This is a genomic window from Amycolatopsis heterodermiae (assembly GCF_034929455.1).
Taxonomy (GTDB): Bacteria; Actinomycetota; Actinomycetes; order Mycobacteriales; family Pseudonocardiaceae; genus Amycolatopsis; species Amycolatopsis heterodermiae.
In genome coordinates this window covers 1-20,198 of sequence record NZ_JAYFSI010000008.1, presented here as the reverse complement: position 1 = coordinate 20,198, position 20,198 = coordinate 1, and the positions used below count along the sequence as shown (strand labels likewise).

Below are 20,198 nucleotides of genomic sequence, written 5' to 3'. Positions count from 1 at the left end.
CCCGACATCAGGGTCACTTTAAGTCACTAGATATCACTCATTGTCACACTGATAGTGGTGCCTGGGTGAGGCTCGCACCCAGGGCGTCCGCCACCCGCTGCACCGCCGGGGCGATGTGCGCCACCGCCTCGGCGGTCAGCCGTCCGGACGGGCCCGACACCGACACCGCCGCGGGCACCGGCGCGCCCGGCACCGCCACCGCGACGCACCGGACCCCCAGCTCCTGCTCCGCCTCGTCCAGCGCGTACCCCTGCGAAGCGATCCGCGAAAGCTCCACCGCCAACGCATCCGCGTCCGTGAACGTGTGCTCGGTATAAGCCGGCATCCCGGTCCGCGAGAGCAGCGAACGCACGTCGTCCGCGGGCAGGTGCGCCAGCATCGCCTTGCCGACGCCCGTGCCGTGCGGCAGCAGCCGCCGGCCGACCTCGGTGAACATCCGCATCGAGTGCTTGGAGGGCACCTGGGCCACGTACACGACCTCGTCGCGCTCCAGGACCGCCAGGTTCGCCGTCTCGCCGACCTCCTCGACCAGCTCCGCCAGCAGCGGCCGCGCCCAGGCGCCGAACTGCATGCTCGCGTTCTCGCCGAGCCGGATCAGCCGCGCGCCCAGCGCGTACCGGCGGTTGGTGTTCTGCCGGACGTACCCCAGGTCGACCAGGGTGCGGATGAGCCGGTGGATCGTCGGCATCGGCAGCCCGGACAGCGTCGCGAGCTCGGACAGGCTGGCCTCACCGCCGGTGTCCGCGAGGTGTTCCAGCAGCTCGAAGGCACGCTGCAGGGACTGGACGCCGCCATCGCGCCCGTTCTTCTCCGCTGCCACCGGTGGTCCTCCTTACGTCTGCGTTGAGCTTCCGCTATGCAGAAACTATAGTCCGGCTGGTAGAAAACCGTAGGGCCGTTATCCAAAGATCCGAACCCTCGAGGTGTTCCGCATGTCTTCTGAAGTCCAGGTGCTGGGCGACCCGGTCGAGCGTGGCGACGAGATCCTGACGCCGGAGGCGCTCGCCTTCCTCGCCGGCCTGCACGACGCCTTCGCCGGCCGCCGCGACGAGCTGCTGCAGGCGCGCGGCAAGCGCCGCGAGGAGGCCCGCACCACCGGCAAGCTGGATTTCCTGCCGGAGACCAAGGAGATCCGCGAGGGCGACTGGAAGGTCGCCGAGGCGCCGGCCGCGCTGCGTGACCGCCGCGTCGAGATCACCGGGCCGACCGACCGCAAGATGACCATCAACGCGCTCAACTCCGGTGCGAAGGTGTGGCTCGCCGACCTCGAAGACGCCAACACGCCGCACTGGGCGAACGTCGTGTCCGGCCAGGTCAACCTGTACGACGCCGTCCGCGAGGACATCACACTGGAGAGCGGCGGCAAGAGCTACGCGCTGAAGGACGACGTCGAGCACGCGACGATCGTGGTCCGCCCGCGCGGCTGGCACCTCGACGAGCGCGGCCTGTCCTTCGGCGGGCGCGAGGCCGTCGGCGCGTTGGTCGACTTCGGCCTGCACTTCTTCCACAACGCGAAGGAGGCGCTCAGCCGCGGCAAGGGCCCGTACTACTACCTCCCGAAGATGGAGAGCCACCTCGAAGCGCGGCTCTGGAACGACGTCTTCACCCACGCCGAGAAGACGCTCGGCATCGAGCACGGCACCGTCCGCGCGACCGTGCTGATCGAGACCATCCCGGCCGCGTTCGAGATGGAGGAGATCCTCTACGAGCTGCGCGAGCACGCCTCGGGCCTGAACGCCGGCCGCTGGGACTACCTGTTCAGCGTCATCAAGTACTTCCGTGACGCGGGTGAGAAGTTCGTGCTGCCGGACCGCAACTCCGTCACCATGACCGCGCCGTTCATGCGCGCCTACACCGAGCTGCTCGTGCGCACCTGCCACAAGCGCGGCGCGTTCGCGATCGGCGGCATGGCCGCGTTCATCCCGAACCGCAACGACCCGGACGTCACCAAGGCGGCGCTCGACAAGGTCCGCGCCGACAAGAGCCGCGAGGCCGGCGACGGCTTCGACGGCTCCTGGGTGGCGCACCCCGGCATGGTCGACATCTGCCGCGAGGAGTTCGACAAGGTCCTCGGCGACCAGCCGAACCAGCTCGGCCGCACCCGCGACGAGGTCAGCGTCACCGCCGACCAGCTGCTCGACGTCGCCTCGACGCCGGGCGGCGCGACGGCGGCCGGCCTGCGCGCGGCCGTGGACGTCGGCATCCGCTACATCGCCTCCTGGCTGTCGGGCAACGGCGCGGCGGCGATCCACAACCTGATGGAAGACGCGGCGACGGCGGAGATCTCGCGCTCGCAGGTCTGGCAGTGGGTCAAGAACGGGACCACTTTGGACACCGGCGACGTCGTGACGTCGGAGCTGGTGCGCGGCGTGCTGGCCGAGGTCCGCGGCGAGCTGGCCGCGGAGATCAAGCCGGAGCAGCTGGAGCCGGCCGTCGAGCTGTTCGAGCAGGTCGCGCTGGCCGACGGGTTCCCGGACTTCCTGACGCTGCCCGCGTACGAGCGGATCAAGTAGTGCGGCTGTCCCAGGACGTCTACGACGCCGCCGACGCGCGCCTGGCCGAGGCCGACGCGCGCGTCGCGGCGTTGTACCCGGGGGAGCGGCCGGGACGCCAGCCGGTGCACACGGTGTACGTCCCGGCGTCGTCGTACCGGACGCGGCTGGTCGCGGACTGGGGCAAGCAGGCCATGCGGGTCTTCGTCGAGCACGAAGACCTGCTGGGCCTGGACGCCGACGTCTACGAGCGCGTCCGGGCCAAGCTGCTGACCGAGCCGATCGAGGACCTGCGGATCGACTTCGAGGACGGCTTCGGCCGTGTCCCGGACGACGTCGAGGACGCGGCGGCGCGCGCGGCCGGCCAGACGCTGGCGACCACGGGCGGCACGCCGTTCGTCGGCATCCGCTTCAAGAGCTTCGAAGCTTTGACGCGCCGCCGCGGGATCCGCACGCTGGACCTGTTCCTGGGCAGCCTGCTGGAACACGGGCCGCTACCGTCCGGTTTCGTCGTCACGCTGCCGAAGGTGACGGCGGTGGACCAGGTCTCGGTCGCCGCGGAGGTGTTGGCGCGCCTGGAATCCGCGTACGAGCTGCCCGAGCGGTCGCTGCGGTTCGAGGTCCAGATCGAGACGGCCCAGTCCATTGTGGACGCGGACGGGACGCTGTCGGTGGCCCGGATCGTGCACGCCGCGGACGGCCGCTGTTCGGGCCTGCACTACGGAACGTACGACTACAGCGCCGGGCTCGGCATCGCGGCGGCGTACCAGAGCATGGAGCACCCGGCGGCCGACCTGGCCAAGCAGCTGATGCAGGTCTCGGCGGCGGGCACCGGCGTCCGCCTGTCGGACGGCTCGACCAACCGCCTGCCCATCGGTGACGCGCTCCCCGCGGCGTGGGCCGAGCACCTCCGCCTGGTCCGCCGGTCCCTGGAACGCGGCTTCTACCAGGGCTGGGACCTGCACCCGCACCAGCTGCCAACGCGCTTCGCGGCGACGTACACGTTCTACCGCGAGGGTTTCCCGGCGGCGGTGGAGCGCCTGCGCGCGTACGCGGACAAGACGGCGGGCGGAGTCCTGGACGAACCGGCGACGGCTCAGGCCCTGGCGGTGTACCTGCTGCGCGGCCTGGACTGCGGGGCCCTCGACGAGGGTGAGCTGCCGTTCGGGCGGCCGGAGCTGGAGAAGTACGCGCGTCGCGAAGTGTGAGCAGCGGCAGGGCGGACGTCCGGGGGAGAACATCCGCCCAGCCACTGTCACCGGCTAGGACGGCCGGTGCGCGAGCACGGCGACCAGGGTCAGCACGGCGAGCTGACCCGCGATCGTCCCGGCCGTCACCCACGTCGGAAGAGCGGCCGGAGCCGCTTTCACCGTCAGCGTCGGACCGAGAACCGCGCCGAGCACCACCAGCACGTCCAGGACGGTGGTGAGCAGCCGGCGGGCCTGGCTCGACGGCACGGCCAGCTCCGCCTTCACCTCCGACGTCTCGATCCGGACGTGCGCGAACCGGGTCGGGAGGTGCTCTGTCCCTTGAGGCGCGGACGAATCCGCGCGCTCGATTTCGGCACTCATGCCGTTCCTTCCCGGGCCCGGCTTGACGTCCGTGGCGGCACGGCCAGCCGAGCACCACTTTCGGGCCGCGGCTCGCGCCGTGGCCGGTTACCGGTTGGCAGCCAACCCCCGTGTGCCGCCCACCGGTCCCCGGAAAGCCCGGTTCAGAAGTGCCGACATCGACTGTAGAACACCGCTCGCCATGATCGCAACACACTTCTGCTGCGAAAAATGTGGGATTTCGGTGTCGAACCTGCCATGATGGAGTGGCGCGAAGAAGGAGGCATCATGCCCTCGCCCGAGGAGAACCGGCCCGCCGCGGTCGATCGTGTCAATGTCGCGTTGATCGCCGAGGCGGTCGACGCCCTGGCGAAACTGCAGGACCGCACCGGCCTGAAGAAGGTCGACCTCGTCAACCGGGCGCTGCTGGTCTACGAGTTCGTCGACGCCGAGCTCAAGGCGGGCAAGCAGGTCCTGGTGCGCGACCAGGACGGCCGGGACCAGCTCGTGAAGATCTTCCTGTAGCCGTTCAGCGCAGCCGGGCGCGGTCGGCGGCCGACCGGCCCGCGTCCCAGCCGTCGACGTCGCGCACCGTCACGGACTTGCCGACCACGTCGGGGAAGAGCTGCGTGAAGGCCGCCTGCACCTTCAGCTCGTGGGACGCCAGCACCGGCAGCAGGCGGTCCGCGTCGGGGGCGTCCGCGAGGGTGGTCTCCGCGGCCTTTTCGAGGCGCTCGCCGATCCGGGTGGCGTAGGAGACGAGGAACGACTGCCGGAACGCCCGTGACCGCCCGGCCGGGTCGGCGATCATCGCCCGCGTCGCCTGGACCAGCAGCGACGTCGTCAGCAGCGCGACGGCGTCCAGGTCGTTCTCGTCGCCGACGACGGTGACGAACCCCCAGCGCGCGTCGAAGACGGCGCGGCAGCGGTTCGCCGTCGCCACCACGTGGACCAGCAGCGACTTCGCGTCGAGGTAGGGCGTGTCCAGCCAGAGCCGGCGAGACGCCGGGACGTCGGGCGCCGCGCTCTCGACCAGGACGCGGTCGAGGGCGTACCGGGTCATGAGCTCCTGCGCCTTCGCGGAGAGGGCTTCGGCCTCCTCCGGGAACGAACTCGACTCGGCCTTGGCCAGCAGCGCGCGCACCCGGCCCAGCTGTTTCTCGTCGACGGCGTGGTGAGCCGCCGGCCGGTGAGGCGTCCCCGGCACGGGCAGAACGGGATTCAACGGCGGCATTGACACCAGGAGCCCGAGGGCCTCGACGACGGTCGTCACCGCCTCGGCGGCGGTCAGGATGTGCTTCGCCGCCCATTGCGTCGCATGGGGTTCGGCCGCCGACCACCACTGGACGGCGCCCGTCTCGTCGAGCTGCTCCCGCCAGCCGGGGTGCACGGTCTCGGGAGAGAATTGGCCCGCGTACCCGGCGAGCGTGTCGAGCACGTACGAGACGGCGAACTCGTCGACCCGGCGCCGCGCCGCCTGGTGGACGTCCTCGGGCAGCCAGCCGTTCCGGCAAACCCGGGTGATCACCTGGCGGCCGGCCAGATCCACGCCTCTCGCCAAGGAATCCGGCAGCTCCAGGCCGGGCGCGAGCCGCTTCACCGCGGCGGCCTTCGTGCCGTCGTAGGCCGCGGCGAGCAGGGCGCCTGCGAACTCTTCGGCCGTCCGCGGCGCCGGGACGTCCTCGGCGGAGGCCGCCCGGCGCTTCTGCTTGCCCATGGCCCGAGTCTCCCGGTAGCCGCTCAGCGCAGCTTCGGCAGGGCGTCCCTGGCCGCGTGGCTCAACGTCCGCAGGTCGTCGGCGAACCGCTCGCGGTGCTCCTCCGGCAACGGCGCGAAGAAGTACCGCTCGATGTTCGCCACGTGCAGCCGGCTCGCGCGGACCGTCGTTCGTTCGCCCAGCTCGGTCAGCCGCACCAGCTGGACGCGCCGGTCGACCAGCCGGGTCGCGCCGCCGGTGGTGAGCACCTGCTCCTGCGCGATCGAGCGCATGGTCAGCCCGTCCTCGCCCGCGCGCCCGACGATCAGCAGCACCTCGTACACCAGGTGCGTGATCCCGCACTGCTGCTCGAGAGCGCGCCGCCCGAACGCCGGCACCCGGGGGTCGTGCCCCGCCTGCCGGGCCGAAGTGATCTCGTCGCTCATCCCGGCTGGTCTCCCGCGCGCAACGCCAGGTAGACGTCGAGCTGGTCGGTGAACTCGGTCAGGTCCGCGCCGAGCAGCTCGCCGGCCCGGCCGATGCGGTAGCGCAGGGTGTTGACGTGGACGTGCAGGGCCTTCGCCGCCCGCGTCGGCGAGCCCGAGCACTCGAGGAACACCCGGACGGTGTGCACCAGGTCGGTGTGCTGTTCGGCGTCGTACTCCAGCAGGGGCCCGAGGACCCGCCGTCGCAGCGCGGCCCGCACCCCCGCGGGGGCACCGGCGAGCAGCAGCGTGTGGGCGTCCACCTCGTTCGACGGCACCACGGTGACGCGGCCCGCGCGCCGGGCCGCCACCTCCAGCGTGTACCGCGCGGTCGCCCACGCCTCGTCCCGCGGCGCGGGAGCGCTGACACCACACAGGATCCGCTTCGCCCGCAGCAAAGGTTCCACAGTGGACAGCTCCGTCGCGGCCTCAGTTGGCCAGTGTGCGGTCGCCGCGAACGAGGTCTCCCCGGCGGACTCGAGCAGCAGCCCGCCGGGCAGCAGCTCCCGCAGGACGTCCCGGCTCTCGTCGCTGCCTTCGGTCCGCAGCGCGACCACCCGGACTTCGCCGGGCAACTCGCCTTCGGGCCGCGCCGCCCGCGCCCGCGTGACGCCGACGAGTCCCGCTAGTTCCTCGGCGAGCTCCGCCTGCGCGGTGCTCAGCGCCCCGCCGACGGCGATCAGCCACGGCACCGCGTGCCCGCCCTCCACCGGGAGCAGCGTCAGGGGCCCCGGCTCCTGGCCCGCGTACCGCCGGACGACCTCCTCGACGGGCATCGGCAGCGGCGTCACCCCGGCGACCACCCGGCCCAGCCCCGAGAGCACCCAGCACGGCAGCCCCAGCTCCGTCGACGCGCGCTCCAGCAGCGTCTCCACGGGAGCGTCCGCGGCCGCCTGCAAACGTTTGCGGGCCCCGTCGGACGCGGCGGCCAAAGCCAGCACGACCTGCTCGGTGACCACCGAGAACGACAGGTCGATCGGCACCTCGAGCAGCGGGATCCGGTGCCGCTCGCAGGCCTCGACGACGTCGTCCGGGATGCCGTCCGAGTCGGCGCCGGACGCCGCCAGCGCCGCCGCGCCGGAGCGGGCCAGCGCGGCCACGAACGGCTCGGCGTCCCCCGGTTCGCGCCACCAGAGCAGGCCCGAAAGCACCAGCTCACCGGCCGACAGATACCGTCCGGGGTCGGACAGCTCCGTGACGTAGATACGCGTCACCGGCCGGTCGAGCAGGTCGGTCCCGGCCCGCGGGCGCAGCCGCAGCCCCGGCAGGCCCAGCAGAGTTTTCACGGTCGTCATCAGGCTTGTAGGAAAGCACAAACGCCCGGGGGTTCGCTCGGGTGCGTTTCATGGCCCGTGCCGTTGCCGCCCGTCGGCCATTGGGCGTCTACTGGTCTATTCGCCCCGCACGAAGGAGCAAGCGTGGAGTTCCTGCGTCCCGCGACGCTGGCCGAGGCCCTGGCTCTCAAAGCCGAGCGTCCCGACGCCGTGCCCATCGCCGGGGGCACCGACGTCATGGTCGAGCTGAACTTCGACCACCGCCGCCCGGACGCCCTGCTGGACCTGACCCGGATCGGCGAGCTGGCCGACTGGTCCGCATCCGATGGCACGGTCCGGCTCGGCGCCGGCGTCCCGTACTCCCGCGTCATCGCCGAAGTGGGTGAACTCGTCCCCGCGCTGGCCATGGCCTCGCGCACGGTCGGCTCGCCGCAGATCCGCAACCGCGGCACGGTCGGCGGCAACCTCGGCGCGGCCTCGCCCGCCGGGGACACCCACCCGGTGCTGCTGGCCCTCGGCGCGCGCGTCGAGGCGGCCTCCGTGCGGGGGACCCGCATCCTCCCGGCGGAGGAGTTCTACGTCGGCGTGAAACGCCACGCGCTGGCAGCCGACGAGCTGATCACCGCCGTCCATCTGCCCGCGCACGCCGGGCCGCAGCAGTTCGCCAAGGTCGGCACGCGCAACGCGATGGTCATCGCGGTCTGCTCCTTCGCGCTGGCCCTGCGAAACGGCGAGGTCGGCGCCGCGATCGGCTCGGCCGCGCCCACACCGCGCCGCGCTAGTGAAGCCGAGGAGTTCCTGGCCGCCGAGCTTCCGTGGGGGTCGTCGGACGCGTTGCCGGACTCCCTGAAACGCCGCTTCGGCGAGCTGGTGGCCGAGGCGACGGCACCGATCGACGACGTCCGCGGCAGCGCCGCCTACCGCAAGCACGCGCTGTCGGTGCTGGCGCGGCGTACGTTGACGTGGGCCTGGGACGAGCACCGGACGGGGGAGCGGGTTTGCGCCTGAACGTCACGATCAACGGCGAGAAACGGCAGGCCGACGACGTCTGGGAGGGGGAGAGCCTGCTCTACGTGCTGCGCGAGCGGCTCGGCCTGCCGGGGTCGAAGAACGCCTGTGAGCAGGGCGAATGCGGCTCCTGCACGGTCTACCTCGACAGCGTCCCGGTGTGCGCGTGCCTGGTCGCCGCGGGGCAGGCCGAGGGGCGCGTGGTACGCACGGTCGAAGGTCTGGCCGACGGCGACCAGCTCGACCCGATCCAGCAGTCCTTTGTGGACCAGGGCGCCGTCCAGTGCGGGTTCTGCACGCCGGGCCTGGTCGTCGCGGCGCACGACCTGCTGAACCGCGTCCCCGATCCGTCCGACGAAGAGATCCGGGAGGCGCTGGCGGGGAACCTCTGCCGCTGCACCGGTTACGAGAAGATCCTCGACGCCGTGCGCGCCGTGGCGAAGGGCAGGGTCGCGTGAGGACGCTCATCACCGGCGGTGCGGTCGCGACCGTCAGCGGCGCGGAGTACGCGAACGGGTACGTCGTGGTCGAGAACGACCGGATCGCCGAAGTCGGCGAAGGCGTCTACACCGGCGAGTTCGACGAGCGCGTCGACGCGTCGGGCTGCCTGGTCACGCCGGGCCTGATCAACACCCACCACCACCTCTACCAGTGGGCCACACGCGGGATGGCCGCCGACCACACGCTCTTCCAGTGGCTGGTCGCGCTCTACCCGGTGTGGGGCCGGCTCGACGCGGAGATCACGCACGCCGCCGCCACCGCCGGGATGGCCCGGCTGGCCCTGACCGGCTGCACCACCGTCGCCGACCACCACTACGTCTTCCCCCGCGACGGCGGCGACCAGGTCGCGGCCCTGGCCTCGGCCCGGCAGCGGATCGGTGTCCGGCTGCACGTCGTGCGCGGCTCGATGGACCGCAGCGAGTCCGACGGCGGGCTCCCGCCGGACAACCTCGTCGAGACGACCGAAGACGCGCTGGCCGGCACCGAAGCGGCGATCGGCCGGTTCCACGACGACTCGGCGGGGGCGCACCTGCAGATCGCCGTCGGCCCGTGCTCACCGTTCTCTGTCACCGAACGGCTGATGTCGGGCGCGGCCGAACTGGCCCGCAGCAAAGGCGTCCGGCTCCACACGCACCTCGCGGAGACCCTCGACGAGGAGCAGCAGTGCCTCGCCGAGGTGGGCTGCACGCCCGCCGAGTACGCCGACAAGCTGGGCTGGCTCGCCGACGACGTCTGGCTCGCGCACACCATCCACCTGGCGCCCGACGCGATCCGCCGCTTCGGCGCGACCGGTACCGGCTCGGCGCACTGCCCGACGTCCAACGGCCGCATCGGCGCCGGCATCGCCCCGGTCCGCGACCTGCTCGACGCGGGGGTCGCGGTCGGCCTCGGCGCCGACGGGGCTGCGTCCAACGAGTCCGGCGGGCTCGGCGAAGAGCTGCACCAGGCGTTGCTGCAGGCCCGCCAGCGCGGCGGCCCGCGCGGGCTGACCACGCGCGAGGCGCTGTGGATGGGCACGATGGGGGGCGCCCGCTGCCTCGGCCGGGCGGACGACCTGGGCTCGATCGAGCCCGGCAAGCTCGCCGACCTCGCGGTCTGGGACCTGACCGGCCTGAACTACGCGGGCATCACGGACCCGGTCGCGGCGCTGGTCCTGGGCACGACCCCGCCGGTGCGGCGGCTGTTCGTCGGCGGCAAGGCCGTCGTCGAGGACGCGGTTTTGCGCGAGGCGGACGAGTCCGACATCGCGTCCGAGCTGGCGGCGGCGAGCGCCCGGTTGCGGGAGGACAGATGACCACTTCCGTCAGCACCCAGACGGTCAACGGCGTCGGCACCTCGCCGCGGCGTCCCGACGGCACGGTCAAGGTGCGCGGCGAGTTCGCGTACTCCTCGGACCTGTGGCACGAGGACATGGTGTGGGGCGTGACCCTGCGCAGCCCGCACCCGTACGCGCGGATCACCGGCATCGACCTCACCGAAGCCCTGAAGGTGCCCGGGGTCTACGCGGTGCTGACGCACGAGGACGTCCCCGGCGTCAACCGCTACGGCCTGGAGCACAGCGACCAGCCGGTGCTCGCGGTCGACGTCGTGCGGTACCAGGGGGAGCCGGTCGCGCTGGTCGCCGCCGATCACCCGGAGACCGCGCGCCGCGCGATGAAGCGGATCGTCGTTTCCTACGAAGAACTCTCTCCCGTGACGGACTCCGAAGCCGCCGTCGCGGGCGAAGGCCCTTCGCTGCACGAAGGCGGCAACGTCGTGCGGCACGTGAAGATCCGCCGTGGGCCGCAGGACCTGGCCGCGGACGTCGTCGTCTCGGGCGTTTACGAAGTCGGCATGCAGGACCAGGCGTTCCTCGGGCCGGAGTCCGGGCTGGCCGTGCCGGACACCGAAGGCGGCGTCGACCTGTACGTCGCGACGCAGTGGCTGCACGTCGACCAGCAGCAGATCGTCGCCGCCCTGGGCCTGCCCGTGGAGAAGGTGCGGCTGACCCTCGGCGGGGTCGGGGGAGCGTTCGGCGGGCGTGAGGACCTGTCGATGCAGGTCCACGCGTGCCTGCTGGCCCTGCACACCGGCAAGCCGGTGAAGATGGTCTACAACCGCGAAGAGTCCTTCTACGGCCACGTGCACCGTCACCCGGCGAAGATGTACTACGAGCACGGCGCCACCCGCGACGGGCGTCTGGTGTACGTCCGGACGCGGTTGTTCCTGGACGGCGGCGCGTACGCGTCCTCGACCGGCGCGGTGGTCGCAAACGCCGCCACGCTCGGCGTCGGACCGTACACAGTGGACAGTGTGGCGGTCGACTGCTGGGGCACCTACACGAACAACCCGCCGTGCGGCGCGATGCGCGGCTTCGGCGCGGTGCAGGCGGCGTTCGGTTACGAATCGCAGATGGACAAGCTCGCCGCTGCGTGCGGCCTCGACCCGGTCGAGATCCGCGTCCGCAACGCGATGAGCGAAGGCGCGCTGATGCCGACCGGCCAGGCCGTCGACTCGGCCGCGCCGGTCGCCGAGCTGCTGGACCTGGTGCGCGCCAAGCCGATGCCGCCGGAACGGCCGTTCGACCTGCGGCACATGCCGGGCGGGGTGTCCAACACGACGCACGGCGAAGGGGTCGTCCGCGGGGTCGGGTACGCCGTCGGGATCAAGAACGTCTGCTTCTCCGAAGGCTTCGACGACTACTCGACGGCCCGCGTGCGCCTGCGGCTGGTCGGCGGCGAGCCCGCGGCGACCGTGCACACGGCGGCCTGCGAAGTCGGGCAGGGCCTGGTGACGATCATGCAGCAGATCGTCCGGACCGAGCTGGGCGTCGAGCAGGTGACGGTGCTGCCGATGGACACCTCGATCGGCAACGGCGGCTCGACGTCGGCGTCCCGGCAGACGTACGTGACCGGCGGCGCGGTGCAGGCCGCCAGCGCGGCGGTGCGCGCGCGGCTGCTTTCCCGCTTCGACCAGCGAGTGCGGGTGGTTGGCGGCAAGCTCGTCGCGGCCGACGGCCAGGTCGTCGCCGATCTGGTGGACGTCCTCGCCGACGACGTCTACGACGAAACGGTGGAGTGGCGGCACCGGCCCACCACCGGTCTGGATCCGGAAACCGGCCAGGGCACCGCCCACGTGCAGTACGCGTTCGCCGCACACCGCGCGGTTGTCGACGTCGACGTCGAGCTGGGCCTGGTCAAGGTGGTCGCACTGGACTGCGCCCAGGACGTCGGCAAGGCGCTGAACCCGCAGGCCGTGCTCGGGCAGATCCAGGGCGGTTCGGCGCAGGGGCTCGGGCTCGCGGTGATGGAGGAGATCCAGACCTCCGGCGGGAAGATCCGGAACCCCTCCTTCACCGACTACCTGATCCCGACCGTCCTGGACATGCCGCCGATGAGCATCGACGTCCTGGAGCGCCCGGACCCGCACGCGCCGTACGGCCTGCGCGGGGTGGGGGAGCCGCCGACGATCTCGTCGACCCCGGCGATCGTGGCGGCGATCCGGGCCGCGACCGGGCTCGCGCTCACGCGCGTCCCGGTCCGGCCCGAACACCTCACGGGCACTTGAGTTACTTGAGGCTCCAGTTCTGGTTGGCGTCGTCGTTGCAGTTCCACAGTTCGAGCTGAGTGCCGTTGACGTTGCCGGCGGGCTGGTCGCCGCCGGTGACGTCGGCGCACAGCCCGGATTGCGTGCCCGTGATGGAGCCGTCGGCGTTCAGCTTGAACTGCTGGTTGGTGCCACCGTGGCAGGTCCAGGCGATCAGCTTGGTCCCGGCCGCGGTGGCGCCGCCGTCGGCGTCGAGGCAGAGGCCGTTGGCCTTGAGCTCACCGGCGCTGGTGAACGTCCAGGACTGGTTGGACCCGCCGTCGCAGTCCCAGATGTCGACCTTGGTGCCGGGTGTCGTGACGTTGCCGTTGATGTCGATGCAGCGTGACGAGGACGCGCCCTGCAGCGGGTGGGCGGTGTTGATGCTGCTGCCACTCGCGTTGGCCTTGACGCGGTAGATCACGGTGCTGTGCGACGGGACGTTCGCGCTGATGGTGCCGGTGCTGGTGGTCAGTTCCTTCGACCACAGGTTGGTCAGCCGGTAGTTCGACGCGCTGGGCAGCCCGGCCGCGGCGGCCGTCGTCGAGACGGTTTTTGTCGTGGTGTTCTCGTTGAACAGCACGACGGCGACGTCCCCGTCCTGGAGGGGCTTCCTCAGGACGTCCAGCCCGCCGCTCGACGAGATCCGCGTGGCCTGCTTGCCCAGCGGGTCCTGGTCGACGCCGATGACGTCCGAGTTGAGGTAGGTCGAGAAGGTGGCGACGCTGGCGCTGCGCAGGTCGGCGCCGGCGATCAGCGGCGCGGCCATTGCCGCCCAGAGCGTGAAGTGCGCGCGGTCCTCCTGGAAGTCCATGCCGTCGCCGACCTCGAGCATGTCCGGGTCGTTCCAGGCGCCGGGCTTCGCGGCGGACGCGAGGCCGACGTTCTGGCGGTAGATCGAGTCGATGCTGCCCCAGTTGTTGGTGATGTCCCCGGTGGTGCGCCACAGGTTGCCGACGTCCGCGGCCCAGGTCGAGGGGGAGAAGTTGCCCCATTCGCAGAGGCTGTAGGCCATCGGGCGGCCGGTGGCCTTGAGCGCGTCGCGCATCGCGGAGTAGCGGCGGACGTAGTCCTGCTGGGTCTCGCCGCTCGGGCTGCCGCAGTTGTCGTACTTGAGGTAGTCGACGCCCCAGCCCGCGAAGCTGTTCGCGTCGGCCTGCTCGTGGCCGAGGCTGCCGGGGTAGTGCTGGCAGGTCTCGGTGCCGGCGCTCTCGTAGATGCCGAACTTCATCCCGCGCGCGTGGATGTAGTCACCGAGGGCCTTGAGGCCGCTGGGGAACTTCGCCGGGTCGGCGACGAGGTTGCCCGCGCTGTCACGGCTCCTGGTCATCCAGCAGTCGTCGAGGTTGACGTAGGTGTAGCCGCGGTCGCGCATCCCGGAGCTGACCATCAGGTCGGTGGTCTGCTTGACGAGCGTCTCGCTGATGGTGCACTCGAAGGTGTTCCAGGTGTTCCACCCCATCGGCGGGGTTCGCGCGAGCCCGTTTTCCAGGGCGTTCGCGGGCTGGCTGGTGATCCCGATGACGGCTACGGCGGCGGCGAGGACGGCGAGGATTCGGCGCATGGCGGCTCCAACCGAACGACGGTGTTGAGGCAGGAGGACTAGACCACTCCGTAGCTTCGATGTCCGATGCTGGGCGGTCAAGCGCCATGTTGAGTATTCTTGTTGGATTCCCGACTAAAGTTGCTCGCTCTGGAGCCGCTTGGCGACGTCCACGCTGGTTGCCCCCGCGACGGCCATGGCCTCGGTGTCCCGCAGCGCCCGGCAGAGCACGAAGGCGCCTTCGAGGCTGTTGACGACGGAGATGGTGAGCGTCCGGGCGGCCTCCTGGCTGAGCCCGAACTTGGCGAACTTCTCGGTCCCGGCGTCAATCCACGCCGTGAAGACGTCCGCGGTGGCCTGCCTGAGGGGTTCGTTCGTGCTGGCGACCTCGAGAGCGACGGTCGCGATCGGGCAGCCCTCGACGTAGTCGGTGGCCTCGAGCGTCGCGATCCCGGCGGCGAAGAACGCCTCGATCCCGCTGATCAGATCGGGTGCGGGAGCGATGAACAGGTCGAACAGCTGGATGTAGGCCAGCCCGGACTCCCGGACGACCTCGGTCCCGAGCTGCTCCTTCCCTCCGGGGAAGAAGTGGTAGAGCGACCCGAACGGCGCGTTCGCCTCACCGACGATCTGCTTGAGCCCGGTACCGCTGTACCCGTTGCGCCGGAACAACTCGGCGCCGGCGGCCATGATGCGTTCCTTGGTCCCTGCCACGATCCGAGGATACGCCGTTCGTTAGAGCGTTCTATCAACACGGCTTGTCCACACCCTGCCCGTGATGTGGACAAGCCGCCCGGAATCCCGCCTTTTCCGGCTTTCCGTCGGAGGCCCCCGGTACGCTGGAAGCGGGGCCGGTCCCCCGGAGAGGGCGGGGGCTGCTCTTTGACCTGGACTAGTGGATGTCCCAGGCCGGGCCGGGGTCCTCGGCGTCGTCGCGCAGGATCGTGCCCTCGATCAGCCCGTACGGGCGGTCGGCGGCGTAGAACACCTCGTTGTCGTTCTTCAGCCCGAACGGGCTCAGGTCCACCAGGAAGTGGTGCTTGTTCGGCAGCGACAGCCGCACCTCGGCGACCTCGGGCCGCCGCTCGAGCACCGACTGGCCCATCGCGTACAGCGTCTGCTGCAGGGAAAGGCTGTGCTTCGTCGCGAAGGTCTCCAGCAGCAGGCGCCGGATCTCGCCGTGGCTCTCCGCCCAGTCGATGCCTTCACCCTGGTAACGCCACCGCGCGGTGACGGCGGTGGCCAGGATCCGATCGTCGGTCTCGGCGAGGGTCGTGTACTCGTCGCGGGGGAAGCCGTGGAACTCCGAACCGGTCGACTTGAGCAGCGTCAGGCCGTCGATGCCGGACACGACCCACGCGCGGTCGCCCTGGACCGTGACGGCGGTGGTGCGCCGCTCGTCGCCGGAGCGGCTGAAGGCGTGGTCGTGCGGTGCGCCATCGACGGCGATGCGGTCCCAGCCGTGCTCGTCGATCTTGATCCGGGCGCCGGTGATGTTGGCCTGCGTGCCGGTGAAGTGCCGGGCGAGGCGCAGGCCGAAGTCCTCGATCTCGCCGACCGGCGCCTCCTTCGCGAAGGCGTACACGGTGTTCTTCTGCGTGTCGGTCGCGAGCACGCCGGCGTTGTCGCCGGTCAGGTGCGTCGCGGCCAGCTCGCCGCGCAGCGACGTCGACACGGTGAGGTCCTTCAGGTGGTGGACGGGGCCGTCGCGGCGCACCGTCACCAGGCGGACCTCCGCCTTGCCGTACTGGTTGGGGCCCAGGGTGATGGCCACGGTTCAGCTCCCTCGGTAAGTCGAATAGGCGAACGGGCTGAGCAGGAGCGGCACGTGGTGGTGCGCGGTGCCGTCGGAGATCCGGAAGGTGAGAGCCACCTCCGGGAAGAAACTGTCCGGGCCGAGATAGGCACCGGTGTCGAAGACGAGCCGGTAGACGCCGGGCTCCAGCGTGTCGGGGCCGAGTTCGCGGATGCGGCCGTCGTCGTCGGTGCGCCCGTCGGCGATCGGCTTGCCCTCGGCGGTCTCGAACCGGACGGCGATCCCCGCCGCCGGGCGCCCTTGCGCCGTGTCGAGCACGTGCGTCGTCACCAGGCTCACGCCGTCACCGCCTTGGCCAGCCGCAGTGCGGCGATCTTGAGAAGTTCTTGCCCGGCGACGCCGAGTTCGGTCGCCGGATCGTTGCCGAGCCGCTCCTGAAGGATCTTCAGCAGCTCATCGCCGCTGCGCCCGCTGGCGCAGACGAGGTAGACGTGCCCGAACTTGGCTTCGTACTGGGCGTTCGCGGCGGCGAACTCGTCGGCGTTGTCCACGCCGGACTGTTCGCTGCGTGACCAGTCGGCCTCGGTCCCTTGCTGCTTCGGCTTTTCGCCGATCCGCGGGTGCGCGGCCATGGCCTGGCGGATCTCGTCACTGCTCAACGGCAGGTCCGCGGCGGCGCGCAGGGCGTCGAGGTTTGCGTAGGGCCGGTGGCCGAGAATCGCGTCCGCCCAACGGGGGACGGCAAGACAGGCCGTCAGCGCCGGACGTACGTCGCCGGCGTCGGCGGTGTTGAAGTCGGTGAGGGTGAGCGGCACGGGGAACTCCTCGTGAGTGGCGTCCCGCTGACCGTACGTCGACGCCGGAGTTCCGTCAACATTTTGTTGAAAGCCCTGGTCAGTCGACTTCCCGGTTGAGGTAGTTGTAGACGGTGAACCGCGTGACACCCAGCGCGTCGGCCACCGAGGAGACGGATTTCCGCAGGCCGAAGGCGCCGCGTTCGCGCAGCAATCGCACTGCGCGCTGCTTCCCAGGACGGTCGAGTTCCCCCAGCGCGGCCCCGAGTTCACGTTCGACATCGGCGATGAGCCGGGCAAGCGCATCGTTCAGTTCGACGGCCGGTGCGCTGTGCGGGTTTCCCGCCTGGCTTCCGGTCGTGAGCGACTCGGCTGCCGGACTGCCGGACGTGTGGGGTTCGGCTGCCGGATCGCCTGCCGCGGGTCGTTCGGCTGCCGGGCGCCTTGTGTCGTGTGGTTCGCCTGCGTGGGCGCCCTTTTTGTGTGGTTCGCCTACCGAGTCGCCCGTCGGGTGCGGTTCGGCTGCCGGATCGCCCGCCGTGGGTGGTTCGGCAGCTCGGGCGCCTGTCGGATCGCGCGGTTCGCCGGCGGAAACCGTCGTTTTGGTCGGCCCGTCGGGTCGATCTTCCCTCTTGGTCGCCGCGTCGGCGCCCACCAAGCGCACCTGCAGCGTGACCTGGGTGGCGCCCCCGTCGAGCGCCGCTTGCGTGATCGCGGGCAAGGCCTCGAGAAGGGCCTTCGCGTCACCGCGGGCGAGGGTGCCGAGCGGCCCGAAGTCGGTGTCCAGCCCCGCTTCCTCGGCGGCGTCGCGCGCGGCGAGCGCGTGCTCGGGCGGCGAACCCTCGCCGTGGAACGGTTCGCTGGTGAACTCCGCTTCAAGCCGCACGAGGATGACCGTAACGCGCGACGTCCGTCGTTGACGAGCGGCGCGAGCCGTGGTTAGTGTCGTTGTGCGAAACCGTCGTTCCGTACTGCGAAATCGGCGGCGACAAATCTCCCGGCGAAGGGTTCTCGGATGGATCTTGTGGTGCGCGCGGCCCGGGCTGTCACGGCCGAGGGCGAGGTCCCGGTGACCCTCGGCGTCGACGGCGGCCGGATCGTCGCGGTCGAACCCGGCGGCGCTCAGCTGTCCGGCGATCGGGTCGTCGAACTCGGCGACGACGTCGTGCTGCTACCTGGACTGGTCGACACGCACGTCCACGTCAACGACCCTGGTCGCGCCGAGTGGGAGGGCTTCGAGACGGCGACCCGCGCGGCCGCGGCGGGCGGCGTGACCACGATCGTGGACATGCCGCTCAACAGCCTGCCGCCGACGGTCGACGTCGCGGCGCTCGAGGTCAAGCGCAAGGCGGCGACCGGCCGGGTGCACGTCGACGTCGGCTTCTGGGGCGGCGCGATCCCCGGCAACGTCTCGGATCTGCGCGGCCTGCACGAGGCCGGCGTCTTCGGGTTCAAGTGCTTCCTGCTGCACTCCGGCGTCGACGAGTTCCCGCCGCTCGACCCGGCCGGGCTCGACGAAGCGTTGCGGGAGCTGAGTTCCCTGGACGCGCTGATGATCGTTCACGCCGAAGACGCGCACGAAATCGACGGCGCACCCGAGCCGCACGGCGGTCGCTATGTCGACTTTCTGCAGTCGCGACCTCGAGCGGCGGAGAACCTGGCCGTGACGCACGTGATCGAGGCGGCCCGCCGGAACTCGGCGCGAGCGCACATCCTGCACCTGTCGTCCGCAGAAGCCCTGCCGCTCGTGGCGGAAGCCCGCCGCGACGGCGTCGCGCTGACCGCCGAGACCTGCCCGCACTACCTGAGTTTTGTCGCCGAGGAGATCCGCGACGGCGCGACGCAGTTCAAATGCTGCCCGCCGATCCGGGAAGCGGCCAACCGCGAACTGCTGTGGCAGGGGCTCGCCGACGGTGTGATCGACTGCGTCGTCAGTGACCATTCGCCGTGCACTCCGGAGCTGAAACGCTTCGACAGTGGCGACTTCGGTCAGGCCTGGGGCGGGATTTCGAGCCTGCAGCTGGGACTTCCGGCGATCTGGACGCAGGCGCGGCAGCGCGGGTTCGCGCTCACCGACGTCGTCCGCTGGATGGCCGAGCACCCGGCCGCACAGGCGGGAATGCGCCGCAAGGGGCATCTCGCGGTGGGCTACGACGCCGACTTCTGCGTGTTCGCGCCGGACGAGGCGTTCGTGGTCGACGTCGCGAAACTGAAGCACCGCAACCCGGTGAGCGCCTACGACCGCCGTCCGCTGGCCGGCGTGGTCCGCTCGACCTGGCTGCGGGGCACCGAAATCACCGGTGACGAGCCCTTTGGCGCGTTGCTGACCCGGGGGAACTGCTGAAATGGAGGCTGTGTTGTCTGACCGTCCTGAGTGGACAGAGCTGCCCGACCTCGCCTCACGCCGCTTCGGCGGGACCGTGATGTGGGCGACCGACGAGCTGTTCGCCGAGAAGGAGAACCTGGTCAACCCGTGGACGCCGGCGCACCGCGCCGAGACGTTCGGCCCGAAGGGCCAGGTCTACGACGGCTGGGAGACCCGCCGCCACCGCGAACCGGGCGACGACCAGGCGATCCTGCGCCTCGGCCTGGCGGGCACGGTCACCGGCGTCATCGTCGACACGGCGTTTTTCAAGGGCAACTACCCGCCGTTCGTCTCGGTCGAGGCGGCGTCGGTGCCGGGCTACCTGAGCGCGGCGGAGCTGACGTCGGCGGACTGGGACGTCCTGGTCGACCACGCGCCCGCGGCGGGCCACACGGAGAACTTCTACACGGTCAACGGTTCCCGCAGGTACACGCACGTACGCCTGACCCAGCACCCCGACGGCGGCGTCGCCCGCCTGCGCGTCCACGGCGCCCCGATCCCGGACCCGGACCTGCTTGATCTCGACGCCCTGGACCTGGCGGCCCTGGAGAACGGCGCCTTGGTGACGGGGTGCAGCAACATGTTCTATTCCTCGCCGAACAACATGTTGTCGCCCGGCCTGGCCGCCCATCAGGCCGAGGGCTGGGAGACAGCCCGCCGCCGCGACGACGGCAACGACTGGGTGACGCTCCGCCTGGCCGGCGCCGGAACGGTTCGTTTTGTCGAGCTGGACACGAGCAACTTGAAGGGCAACGCCCCGGGCTGGGCCTCGATCAGCGGCCGCGACACGTACGGAGAGTGGGTGGAGCTGCTGCCGAAGACGCGCCTGCAGCCGGACACCCGCCACCGCTTCGCCCTGCCGGACGGCCCCGAGGTGACGGAAGCTCGCCTGGACATCTACCCGGACGGCGGTCTCGCCAGGCTGCGCCTGTTCGGCCGCCTGACGGAGGCCGGGCGAGCGAACGTGAAGGCCCGGTTCGCCAAGACCCGCTAGCCACACGGCGAAGTTGGCGCGGTGCGCGACAAGCCGCGCAGGTCGGTTTGCGCCACCTGGTCGGTTTGGCGAGTCGCGTGGTCCACTTCCGTGAGCCGTGAGCCGTGAGCCGTGAGCCGTGAGCCGTGAGCCGTGAGCCGTGAGCCGTGAGCCGTGAGCCGTGAGCCGTGAGCCGT

The 20,198-nt window shown here is 71.0% G+C and carries 19 protein-coding genes and 2 pseudogenes; 9 read left to right on the top strand and 12 right to left on the bottom strand.

What is annotated here, in order from left to right:
- Positions 1 to 43: 43 nt before the first annotated feature.
- Entirely contained in the window at positions 44 to 820 is a 777-nt protein-coding gene (locus VA596_RS30565) for an IclR family transcriptional regulator (RefSeq protein ID WP_323331666.1), read from the bottom strand.
- Positions 821 to 932: 112 nt separating this feature from the next.
- On the opposite strand from VA596_RS30565, the gene aceB reads away from it, so the two are divergent.
- A complete protein-coding gene (gene aceB, locus VA596_RS30560; protein WP_323331665.1) occupies positions 933 to 2,513 on the top strand; it encodes a malate synthase A in 1,581 nt (526 codons plus the stop codon).
- Positions 2,513 to 3,700: a DUF6986 family protein gene (locus tag VA596_RS30555; RefSeq protein ID WP_323331664.1), complete on the top strand. Its 1,188-nt coding sequence runs from the start codon at positions 2,513 to 2,515 to the stop codon at positions 3,698 to 3,700. The genes aceB and VA596_RS30555 overlap by 1 nt, the downstream gene beginning before the upstream one ends.
- A 54-nt stretch (positions 3,701 to 3,754) precedes the next feature.
- Here the strand turns inward: VA596_RS30555 and VA596_RS30550 are convergent, their stop codons facing one another.
- Positions 3,755 to 4,063 (bottom strand): hypothetical protein, encoded by a 309-nt coding sequence (locus VA596_RS30550; RefSeq protein WP_323331663.1) that lies wholly within the window; start codon positions 4,061 to 4,063, stop codon positions 3,755 to 3,757.
- A gap of 267 nt (positions 4,064 to 4,330) precedes the next feature.
- On the opposite strand from VA596_RS30550, the gene VA596_RS30545 reads away from it, so the two are divergent.
- Entirely contained in the window at positions 4,331 to 4,567 is a 237-nt protein-coding gene (locus VA596_RS30545) for a hypothetical protein (RefSeq protein WP_323331662.1), read from the top strand.
- A 4-nt stretch (positions 4,568 to 4,571) separates the two neighbouring features.
- On the opposite strand, the gene VA596_RS30540 is transcribed toward VA596_RS30545, so the two are convergent.
- The 3 genes from VA596_RS30540 to VA596_RS30530 are packed head-to-tail and all read right to left on the bottom strand — an operon-like array spanning position 4,572 to position 7,518.
- Positions 4,572 to 5,759 carry a DUF2786 domain-containing protein gene (locus tag VA596_RS30540; protein WP_323331661.1) on the bottom strand — a complete coding sequence of 396 codons (1,188 nt, stop codon included), beginning with the start codon at positions 5,757 to 5,759 and terminating at the stop codon, positions 4,572 to 4,574.
- A 23-nt stretch (positions 5,760 to 5,782) separates the two neighbouring features.
- Positions 5,783 to 6,184 carry a MarR family winged helix-turn-helix transcriptional regulator gene (locus tag VA596_RS30535; protein ID WP_323331660.1) on the bottom strand — a complete coding sequence of 134 codons (402 nt, stop codon included), beginning with the start codon at positions 6,182 to 6,184 and terminating at the stop codon, positions 5,783 to 5,785.
- Complete coding sequence (locus tag VA596_RS30530) at positions 6,181 to 7,518, bottom strand: PucR family transcriptional regulator (protein WP_323331659.1); 1,338 nt, start codon at positions 7,516 to 7,518, stop codon at positions 6,181 to 6,183. Before VA596_RS30530 ends, VA596_RS30535 begins: the two co-directional genes overlap by 4 nt.
- A gap of 123 nt (positions 7,519 to 7,641) precedes the next feature.
- On the opposite strand from VA596_RS30530, the gene VA596_RS30525 reads away from it, so the two are divergent.
- From VA596_RS30525 to pucD, 4 genes are read left to right on the top strand one after another with little or no spacing between them, the layout of a single operon-like run.
- Positions 7,642 to 8,505 (top strand): FAD binding domain-containing protein, encoded by an 864-nt coding sequence (locus VA596_RS30525; RefSeq protein WP_323331658.1) that lies wholly within the window; start codon positions 7,642 to 7,644, stop codon positions 8,503 to 8,505.
- Complete coding sequence (locus tag VA596_RS30520; RefSeq protein ID WP_323331657.1) at positions 8,496 to 8,963, top strand: (2Fe-2S)-binding protein; 468 nt, start codon at positions 8,496 to 8,498, stop codon at positions 8,961 to 8,963. The genes VA596_RS30525 and VA596_RS30520 overlap by 10 nt, the downstream gene beginning before the upstream one ends.
- Positions 8,960 to 10,300: an 8-oxoguanine deaminase gene (locus VA596_RS30515; protein WP_323331656.1), complete on the top strand. Its 1,341-nt coding sequence runs from the start codon at positions 8,960 to 8,962 to the stop codon at positions 10,298 to 10,300. Before VA596_RS30520 ends, VA596_RS30515 begins: the two co-directional genes overlap by 4 nt.
- The gene (gene pucD, locus VA596_RS30510; protein ID WP_323331655.1) at positions 10,297 to 12,552 is read left to right on the top strand and encodes a xanthine dehydrogenase subunit D; all 2,256 of its coding nucleotides are present in this window, start codon (positions 10,297 to 10,299) and stop codon (positions 12,550 to 12,552) included. Before VA596_RS30515 ends, pucD begins: the two co-directional genes overlap by 4 nt.
- Position 12,553: 1 nt before the next feature.
- On the opposite strand, the gene VA596_RS30505 is transcribed toward pucD, so the two are convergent.
- The 7 genes and pseudogenes from VA596_RS30505 to VA596_RS30475 form a co-directional block, all read right to left on the bottom strand.
- Positions 12,554 to 14,134, bottom strand: coding sequence for a glycoside hydrolase family 27 protein (locus VA596_RS30505; protein WP_323331654.1), 1,581 nt, complete (start codon positions 14,132 to 14,134; stop codon positions 12,554 to 12,556).
- A 114-nt stretch (positions 14,135 to 14,248) separates the two neighbouring features.
- Positions 14,249 to 14,827: a TetR/AcrR family transcriptional regulator gene (locus VA596_RS30500; protein WP_458364022.1), complete on the bottom strand. Its 579-nt coding sequence runs from the start codon at positions 14,825 to 14,827 to the stop codon at positions 14,249 to 14,251.
- 178 nt (positions 14,828 to 15,005) lie between these two features.
- The gene (gene pucL / locus VA596_RS30495; protein WP_323331653.1) at positions 15,006 to 15,887 is read right to left on the bottom strand and encodes a factor-independent urate hydroxylase; all 882 of its coding nucleotides are present in this window, start codon (positions 15,885 to 15,887) and stop codon (positions 15,006 to 15,008) included.
- Between the two features lie 3 nt (positions 15,888 to 15,890).
- On the bottom strand, positions 15,891 to 16,208 hold the full coding sequence (gene uraH / locus VA596_RS30490) for a hydroxyisourate hydrolase (RefSeq protein ID WP_323331652.1): 318 nt from the start codon (positions 16,206 to 16,208) through the stop codon (positions 15,891 to 15,893).
- Complete coding sequence (gene uraD / locus VA596_RS30485) at positions 16,205 to 16,684, bottom strand: 2-oxo-4-hydroxy-4-carboxy-5-ureidoimidazoline decarboxylase (protein WP_323331651.1); 480 nt, start codon at positions 16,682 to 16,684, stop codon at positions 16,205 to 16,207. Before uraD ends, uraH begins: the two co-directional genes overlap by 4 nt.
- A gap of 79 nt (positions 16,685 to 16,763) precedes the next feature.
- Positions 16,764 to 16,991 (bottom strand): annotated as a pseudogene (locus VA596_RS30480) (helix-turn-helix domain-containing protein); the annotation flags it as partial.
- Between the two features lie 330 nt (positions 16,992 to 17,321).
- A pseudogene (locus tag VA596_RS30475) lies at positions 17,322 to 17,549 on the bottom strand (helix-turn-helix domain-containing protein); the annotation flags it as partial.
- Between the two features lie 129 nt (positions 17,550 to 17,678).
- On the opposite strand from VA596_RS30475, the gene allB reads away from it, so the two are divergent.
- Both allB and alc read left to right on the top strand, forming a co-directional pair.
- Positions 17,679 to 19,007 carry an allantoinase AllB gene (gene allB, locus VA596_RS30470; RefSeq protein WP_323331650.1) on the top strand — a complete coding sequence of 443 codons (1,329 nt, stop codon included), beginning with the start codon at positions 17,679 to 17,681 and terminating at the stop codon, positions 19,005 to 19,007.
- 1 nt (position 19,008) lies between these two features.
- Positions 19,009 to 20,022 carry an allantoicase gene (alc, locus tag VA596_RS30465; protein WP_323331649.1) on the top strand — a complete coding sequence of 338 codons (1,014 nt, stop codon included), beginning with the start codon at positions 19,009 to 19,011 and terminating at the stop codon, positions 20,020 to 20,022.
- Positions 20,023 to 20,198: the final 176 nt, after the last annotated feature.

Bases quoted from the DNA above. Each gene is read 5' to 3' on its own strand.
- alc (WP_323331649.1), top strand. From the start codon at position 19,009: ATGGAGGCTGTGTTGTCTGACCGTCCTGAGTGGACAGAGCTGCCCGAC.
- VA596_RS30540 (WP_323331661.1), bottom strand. From the start codon at position 5,759: ATGGGCAAGCAGAAGCGCCGGGCGGCCTCCGCCGAGGACGTCCCGGCG.
- VA596_RS30550 (WP_323331663.1), bottom strand. From the start codon at position 4,063: ATGAGTGCCGAAATCGAGCGCGCGGATTCGTCCGCGCCTCAAGGGACA.
- allB (WP_323331650.1), top strand. From the start codon at position 17,679: ATGGATCTTGTGGTGCGCGCGGCCCGGGCTGTCACGGCCGAGGGCGAG.
- VA596_RS30530 (WP_323331659.1), bottom strand. From the start codon at position 7,518: ATGACGACCGTGAAAACTCTGCTGGGCCTGCCGGGGCTGCGGCTGCGC.
- VA596_RS30505 (WP_323331654.1), bottom strand. From the start codon at position 14,134: ATGCGCCGAATCCTCGCCGTCCTCGCCGCCGCCGTAGCCGTCATCGGG.
- VA596_RS30545 (WP_323331662.1), top strand. From the start codon at position 4,331: ATGCCCTCGCCCGAGGAGAACCGGCCCGCCGCGGTCGATCGTGTCAAT.
- pucD (WP_323331655.1), top strand. From the start codon at position 10,297: ATGACCACTTCCGTCAGCACCCAGACGGTCAACGGCGTCGGCACCTCG.
- VA596_RS30535 (WP_323331660.1), bottom strand. From the start codon at position 6,184: ATGAGCGACGAGATCACTTCGGCCCGGCAGGCGGGGCACGACCCCCGG.
- aceB (WP_323331665.1), top strand. From the start codon at position 933: ATGTCTTCTGAAGTCCAGGTGCTGGGCGACCCGGTCGAGCGTGGCGAC.